Source organism: Streptococcus agalactiae ATCC 13813, from assembly GCF_000186445.1.
In the GTDB taxonomy this organism is placed as follows: domain Bacteria; phylum Bacillota; class Bacilli; order Lactobacillales; family Streptococcaceae; genus Streptococcus; species Streptococcus agalactiae.
Genome location: NZ_GL636070.1, coordinates 2,066,158 through 2,072,768 on the forward strand (window position 1 = coordinate 2,066,158; position 6,611 = coordinate 2,072,768).

The 6,611-nt window shown below is 33.4% G+C and carries 9 protein-coding genes and 2 pseudogenes; all 11 read right to left on the reverse strand.

What is annotated here, in order from left to right:
- Nucleotides 1–8: 8 nt before the first annotated feature.
- Nucleotides 9–275 (reverse strand): annotated as a pseudogene (locus tag HMPREF9171_RS1000000113685) (hypothetical protein); the annotation flags it as partial.
- Nucleotides 254–446: pseudogene (gene relB, locus HMPREF9171_RS01000000113090) on the reverse strand (type II toxin-antitoxin system RelB family anti-toxin). The pseudogenes HMPREF9171_RS1000000113685 and relB, both read right to left, overlap by 22 nt.
- A 127-nt stretch (nt 447–573) precedes the next feature.
- Nucleotides 574–1,767, reverse strand: coding sequence for an acetate kinase (locus HMPREF9171_RS103760; RefSeq protein ID WP_000047534.1), 1,194 nt, complete (start codon nt 1,765–1,767; stop codon nt 574–576).
- Nucleotides 1,768–1,798: 31 nt separating this feature from the next.
- A complete protein-coding gene (locus HMPREF9171_RS103755) occupies nt 1,799–2,773 on the reverse strand; it encodes a class I SAM-dependent methyltransferase (RefSeq protein WP_001008569.1) in 975 nt (324 codons plus the stop codon).
- 114 nt (nt 2,774–2,887) lie between these two features.
- Nucleotides 2,888–3,259 carry a competence type IV pilus minor pilin ComGG gene (gene comGG / locus HMPREF9171_RS103750; protein WP_000601100.1) on the reverse strand — a complete coding sequence of 124 codons (372 nt, stop codon included), beginning with the start codon at nt 3,257–3,259 and terminating at the stop codon, nt 2,888–2,890.
- On the reverse strand, nt 3,237–3,698 hold the full coding sequence (gene comGF / locus HMPREF9171_RS103745) for a competence type IV pilus minor pilin ComGF (RefSeq protein ID WP_001874060.1): 462 nt from the start codon (nt 3,696–3,698) through the stop codon (nt 3,237–3,239). Before comGF ends, comGG begins: the two co-directional genes overlap by 23 nt.
- Complete coding sequence (gene comGE, locus HMPREF9171_RS103740; protein ID WP_001872488.1) at nt 3,652–3,951, reverse strand: competence type IV pilus minor pilin ComGE; 300 nt, start codon at nt 3,949–3,951, stop codon at nt 3,652–3,654. Before comGE ends, comGF begins: the two co-directional genes overlap by 47 nt.
- The gene (gene comGD / locus HMPREF9171_RS103735) at nt 3,923–4,336 is read right to left on the reverse strand and encodes a competence type IV pilus minor pilin ComGD (protein ID WP_000244259.1); all 414 of its coding nucleotides are present in this window, start codon (nt 4,334–4,336) and stop codon (nt 3,923–3,925) included. The genes comGE and comGD overlap by 29 nt, the downstream gene beginning before the upstream one ends.
- A complete protein-coding gene (gene comGC / locus HMPREF9171_RS103730) occupies nt 4,311–4,640 on the reverse strand; it encodes a competence type IV pilus major pilin ComGC (RefSeq protein ID WP_000793380.1) in 330 nt (109 codons plus the stop codon). Before comGC ends, comGD begins: the two co-directional genes overlap by 26 nt.
- Nucleotides 4,637–5,680 carry a competence type IV pilus assembly protein ComGB gene (gene comGB, locus HMPREF9171_RS103725; RefSeq protein ID WP_223297804.1) on the reverse strand — a complete coding sequence of 348 codons (1,044 nt, stop codon included), beginning with the start codon at nt 5,678–5,680 and terminating at the stop codon, nt 4,637–4,639. Before comGB ends, comGC begins: the two co-directional genes overlap by 4 nt.
- Nucleotides 5,574–6,545, reverse strand: a complete 972-nt coding sequence (gene comGA / locus HMPREF9171_RS103720; protein WP_000250798.1) for a competence type IV pilus ATPase ComGA — start codon at nt 6,543–6,545, stop codon at nt 5,574–5,576. The genes comGB and comGA overlap by 107 nt, the downstream gene beginning before the upstream one ends.
- Nucleotides 6,546–6,611: the final 66 nt, after the last annotated feature.

Below are 6,611 nucleotides of genomic sequence, written 5' to 3' on the forward strand. Positions count from 1 at the left end.
GACTTATCTCACAATAACTTCTGTAAAATAAAGTAAATTAATAAATAACCATATAAAATAAAAGAGAGTATCAATAGTAAGAACTTTGCATAGGAAAAAGTTATACCAAACCAGACATTGATCAGACACAATACCACTAAAACAAGGACAGATAAAAGGAAAAGAAGTCGACAAGACATATTAGCAATAAATTGATTACGCTCATCAAAAACTTTGGTATAGTAATGTTGAAATCGCTTTTCACTAAATGTTATCACCAAAAAATAAAAACTTCCTCAATTTGTTTATCAAAATAACGCGCTATCTTAAATGCTAGCTCCAAAGATGCCGTGTATTTCTCTTTTTCTAGAGAAATAATAGTTTGCCTAGTAAACCCCAAGTGCAACTGCAAGTTCTGCTTGACTTAATTTTCTAGATTTTCGTAACTTTTGTAGAGAATTTTTCATATCTTATACCTTTTTTGTATAGTTAACTATACATTTTTTGTCAAGTACATTTTACATACCTGTTCAAAAGACAAAAAAGTTGATAGTTAAACTATCAACTTTTCTGGTCTTATCAATTTTTGATAACTTATTTAGCTTTAAGGCGCTCAACGTCACGCGCAATCATTAATTCTTCATCAGTAGGAATAACTAAAACCTTCACTTTTGAATCTGGTTTTGTGATATCTCCAAAATAACCAAAAACATTTTTTTCTGGATCAAGTTCAATGCCAAACCATGATAATCCTGCGATAACATCTTGACGCATTAATGGCGCATTTTCTCCCATACCTGCAGTAAAAATAATAGCATCCGCGCCATTTAATACTGCCAAGTATTGTCCAATAAATTTCTTAATACGGTCAATAAAGACATTATAGGCTAACACTGCATTTGGATCTTTACTTTGAAGACCTGCTTCAATATCTCGCATATCACTTGAAGTTCCTGATACTCCAAGCAATCCTGATTGTTTGTTAAGCATATTAACAACAGCTGCTGCATCTTCCAATTCTGGATCATTAGCTACAAGATAAGGGATAATCGCAGGATCAATGTCTCCTGAACGTGTTCCCATCATTGGTCCTGCAAGTGGTGTGAATCCCATCGATGTATCAATAGACTGTCCATGATAATTTGCTGTAATAGAAACACCATTACCCACATGTGCTGTGATTAATTTTAATTCTTCTAAAGGACGTCCTAATTGCTTAGCTGCTTCTTGTGCAACGTATTGGTGGCTTGTCCCGTGTGCACCGTATTTACGCACTTTATAATCAGTATAGTACTTTTGTGGGATTGGATATAAGTAGGTATGAGGTTGCATTGTTGTATGGAAGGCTGTATCAAATACACATACACTCGTGATATCTGGTAAGATTTCTCTAAACGCACGAATCCCTGCTGCAGCTGCTGGGTTGTGGAGTGGAGCTAAAGCTGATAATTCTTCAACCTGTTCTACAACTTTATCATCTACTAAAGCAGACTCTTTAAAATATTCACCACCAGCAACGACACGATGACCAACACCTGTAATTTCATTAAAGTCTTTGATAATACCATGTTTTGTTAGATCTTCTAAAAGAATTTTAACAGCTTGGGTATGATCTACGATATCTAAAATTTGTTCATCTTTTTTATCGTCAAATTTTACAGTCGAAATAGAATCTTTCAAACCAATACGTTCGATAATTCCTTTGGCAACTACTTTCTCCTCTGGCATTTCATATAATTGCCATTTCAAACTTGAACTTCCAGCATTAATTGCTATTGTTTTTGACATAATTTACCTCTCTAAAGCGTTTTCACAATCTCTATTCTATCATATTTTTTGAGTAATGACTATTTTCTCTGCTCCATTTTTGAAAATTTTCAATGAAGTTTGCCATATTCTCACGATTTTGCAAATCTGTCAGCGGATATACAAAGGTTTCTGGTTTTTGTTCTGCTTGCTTCTTGAGAACAAATATAGATTTCGCATTTTGACGACTTCCAAAAATAGTTTCTGGTAGAGTTAAAACGGCAATGACATCTGCATATCCTTTTAACCACTCCTTCAGCAAATCACTTTGTGGACTTGTTAAAAGGTTTTCGGGTGCTAAAAATATAGCGATTCCATCTTTTTTCAAATATTTAAGAGATTGCTCCATCAATAGATGGTGAGCATAGGTGTGCTCTTTAGAACTTGATACAGCATATCGTTTAGCAATATCATCATTAGGATAATAGCCAACTGGTAAATCACTAATGATTACATCGCTTTCTTTCAAAATTTGTGGTCTAACAGCATCCTCTTGGATAAATTGGACACTACAACCTATAATTTCAGCAATGCTTGCTGATAGATCAATCAAAAGATCATCAACTTCAATGCCCATATAATTTAACTCTTTCGAGCTGTTATTGAGGAGAGTCTGAGCTAAATTCCCAGTTCCACTTCCAATTTCCAAGACATCAACTGTCTCTTGACTCGTTAATTCTTCCAAAAGAAATAACAAGATAAAACCAATACTATCTGGCGTAAACTGATGATTAGCTTGTAATTGCTCTGTTTGCGCAGATTTGATAAAAATGAACTGGAAAGTGCGACGCCATTCTTCTTGACTTAAGTCAAGTTGACGTAATTTTTGGTTATTCACCACAACAATATCTAAATCACAACTTGAACCAAGGTAATAAGAGTTCTGTTCAATTAAGGCATCATAAATATGAGTTTTTAATTGGTTCTCAATCGTTTGGATATTTTCTAAAATCAGCTCATAGGCTGTCTCAATTTTTTCAAAATTCATGATTTCCTCCAGAATTTATCATAACAAAAAAGACAGCATCTGAAAAGAGAAGCAAACAAAAATCCTGTTTTTAAGCAAAACCTTGTCTTACTAATATTTCATCACTGTATATTTTTAATGTTTATGGCTTGCTTTATTATCATTAGACTTGAGAGGTACTTGGAGAGTGTCTGTTTTACGATAAAACTTATGGTTATAGTTTCCTCCCTTATCCAATGTAACCTTAACTTGTAAATAGTTCCCTTCTTGGAGGTATGAAGCATATCCTCCTATAAAATAACATTTTCCTAATATGGAGTCACCTTCTATTGTTTTATAAGCTAACTGCGCTGTTAAATAAGCTTTACTTGCTTCAATTTGGCTATGATACTGTCTTTCTGTTGCCAATATTCTTGCTAGATAAAACTGTAAGACGAGTGTAAATACAGCAGCCAATACAATAGCTTGCAAAAGGATGCCAGCTTTAAGTTTCTTCTTTAAAATCATAGTAAAATGTCCTTTTTAACCCGTCCTTAAAATAAAAAACAAGTTTTACCATACTTTTGGTCTGACTCATTTGACAATTGTCTAACCCATAAACCATTGGTTGATAACCTCGACCATCATAACCTGTCTTACGGAAATCATCTTTATTAGATTTGCCAAAGGTTACAATCTTATCTTGCTTACGTAAATAAAGTTTGTTCTGTCTTAAATATTCCAGATGAGCGCCTTCAAATTCTGCATTTAGTTGCTGAGTTAATAACACCCATTCAGACTGACTGGAAGAAGACATCACTACTATCTGTTGAGCCAACAATTTTGTTAGTCCTTGATAAACTAGCAAAGCTCCTGTGATTGTAACCAATGCTACCAAACATTCTAAAAGCGTAAATGCTTTAACCCTTAACTTTTGATACGTGCAAAATTTCCTTATTACCTTCAAAGAGCGCAATTTTATTTTTACTTTCTTCAATACGAATATTAACACCATTTGCTTCTAATATTTTTTGATCAGTTTGCACAGCCATTCTAGCTAATATCAATACTTCTTGCTCATGTTGCCTTCTTGCAATATGAGATTGTTGACGATTGATTTCACTTATTACTAAACTTGTAATAGTAACTAAAATAGCTAATCCCACTAGGCTTTCCAGTAAAATATAGGCTCTAATTTTCTTTCTTACGATAATTACCACTTCCTATATATAATTGATACGTGACAGTTTTTCTATAACATTCAAATTGAATTTTTGCCAAGCTTGAATTCCCTCCATTAGCGTCAAATGCAAGTGTGTCACTTTTGACTACTTTTACAGTTTTAGGTAAATAAAGTCTCTCATAAGTATTTTCGAGATAATTATGAGAGATTGTAAGGGTTTGTTTCTTCTGACCAAATGCACTCAATTTCTGAGTATCTCTATAAAGATGTTCAAAGGATATGAAGAAAATTGTTTCTTCAACCTGCCTAAAAATATTATTAAATGATGTTGAAAATACTAACGTCATAAATGCCACTACTGATAATACAATAAGGCTCTCCAAAACAGTAAATGCTTTAACTTGAAATTTTCTGAGAACCATTGGAACTGTCTTTATAATAATCTAAATAGGCTTTTTCTTGCTTTTCAGTAATATATCCTCCAGATTTTAGAGTGGATAAACTAGCTTTTCTACCTGTTTCTTGCAGTTCAAAAAGTTCGGCTTGACTTTCTACAACCTTGACAACAGCGGCATTTCCAGTTCTTGTGACACTTTCCTTTTGTTTTGATAAATTGGGTACAAACAATAACAACAAGACCGAAATAATGATCAAAACAACTAACATTTCTAAAAGTGTAAATGCTTTAACCTTCTTATCCTTACATTTTAACAATAAATTTTTCATGATAATATCTCCATATTTTGATACATTGGTAACAGCATTGCTGCATAAATCATAACAATGATAAGAGCTACAAAAATAAAAATAACAGGTTGGATTAACTGGGTCGCTCTAGCTAATTTTGTAAAAAAATCCTCCCACTTCTCATCAGCATATATATCTAACTCTGTTCCTAATTTCGCCTTAACTTGACCATATTCAATCATTAAACTAAGCTCAGTTAAGAAAAACGGATAGTCTAATACTTTTTGGTGAAATGCTTTACCTGATAGAAAACCTTCTTCCATGTCATATCCTATTTCCCTAAAAAGTTTGGATTTCTGATTTTGCATTACTTTAACAATTTGGTCCAATTCAACACCTTGACTTAATAAATTTCCCCACTCACGGGCATAGTAAGCAGTTAAATAAAGCTTAACATATGATCCAACTAAGGGAATTGTTGTTAAAAAACAAGCTACTTTAATGCGCGACAATCGCTTTTGAATAATATAAAATATTAAACTAAAAATAAGTACAACTGCTAAAAGTAATAAGAAAATATTCGGCACATTTGTAATCAGTCTAGTTGCAAAATTATTTTCTCCTAATTGGGGCATTAAATAATGCCTAAGGCCAATCATAATTAGCACCAGAAAAGACAATAATATCAATGGGTAAGTAGCTACTTCTATTACTTTTTTTCTAACTAACAAAAGATTAGCTAAATAAGACTCAATCTTTAGTAGGCTCCTTGAAATGTTACCATGCAAATCAGCTAATGCAACCTGTGTGATAACAGTGTCAGAAAAACCTAACTCTCCTAACATTTTTGATAAATCTTTTCCCTCTAATAATGCCTTATTCATCCTATCTGTATAACAATCAGACAATAACTTACTCCTCTTTAAGAAGGTGACCATATCAGTTAAAGAAAAACCACTAGCAAAAAGATTATTAAAAAGTTGGACTACTTTCCGTTGTTTCTTGAGGGATAATTTTTTCGACTTGTGCCTGTTTCTTACTGATATGTCCTTCTTCAGCCAAGATATCCACTTGTCTATTCCACTTGTCTGATGAGTGTTTTTTAAAATTACCTGTCTCAAAGTCAATTAGGCTTCCTCCTCCAATTAAACGTTGATATGCTATTAATTTTAGACTATTTTCTAACTCTTGATAGTTAACCCCTAATTCTATAAGCCTATCATAGACTCCGGGAATACTTTTAGCATGAATAGTAGAAAAAACCATCACTCCCGTTAAACTTGCACGAATAACAGCACGGGCCGTCGCTTGATCTCTAATCTCTCCGATAATTAAAATATCTGGACGATGCCGTAAAGACAGTTTGATTAAAGCATCATAAGTCATTCCAATATCCTCATTCAATTGGAGTTGTAACATCTTGTCATTCTTGATTTCTACCGGATCTTCAATCGTGATAATTTGCTTATTTTTAAATACTTCTGAAGCTAATTGATACATGAGAGTTGTTTTACCACTCCCCACAGGGCCGGAAAAAAGATATAGCCCTCTTGCACCCAGTACTTCCTTCATTTGCTTTATATTATCAAACCAATATTTTAAGTCCTGATGACCTGAATACAAAATACGAATAACTAAAGATTCTTGACCACGATAATCTCCCACACTTGATAGTCGTAATGAAACCAGTCTTCCCTCTGACAGTTCATAGTCACAAGAACCTAATTGACTTCGTCTTTTTTCTCCAACGTTCATGCCTGCCACAAATTTAAAGTGACTAATAAGACTAGCCATCCTATTAAACTCAAAAACATCAATAAACCGCCTTTCATCATCAATACGCATATAGAGTTCATAACAATCACCTTTGGGAATGATATAAATATCTTGAGCATTTACTTCTACTGCCTGATGGATGACGTGCTTTGCTAATGATTGAACCATCCCGTACCTCCTTAACCATATATTCGAAAATAAAATAAAAAAATCTCACCAATTGGTGAGATTTTC

Coding starts and splice junctions, on each gene's coding strand:
- comGD (WP_000244259.1), bottom strand. CDS start 4,336: ATGGTTCTCAGAAAATTTCAAGTTAAAGCATTTACTGTTTTGGAGAGC.
- HMPREF9171_RS103760 (WP_000047534.1), bottom strand. CDS start 1,767: ATGTCAAAAACAATAGCAATTAATGCTGGAAGTTCAAGTTTGAAATGG.
- comGC (WP_000793380.1), bottom strand. CDS start 4,640: ATGAAAAATTTATTGTTAAAATGTAAGGATAAGAAGGTTAAAGCATTT.
- comGA (WP_000250798.1), bottom strand. CDS start 6,545: ATGGTTCAATCATTAGCAAAGCACGTCATCCATCAGGCAGTAGAAGTA.
- HMPREF9171_RS103755 (WP_001008569.1), bottom strand. CDS start 2,773: ATGAATTTTGAAAAAATTGAGACAGCCTATGAGCTGATTTTAGAAAAT.
- comGG (WP_000601100.1), bottom strand. CDS start 3,259: ATGATTTTAAAGAAGAAACTTAAAGCTGGCATCCTTTTGCAAGCTATT.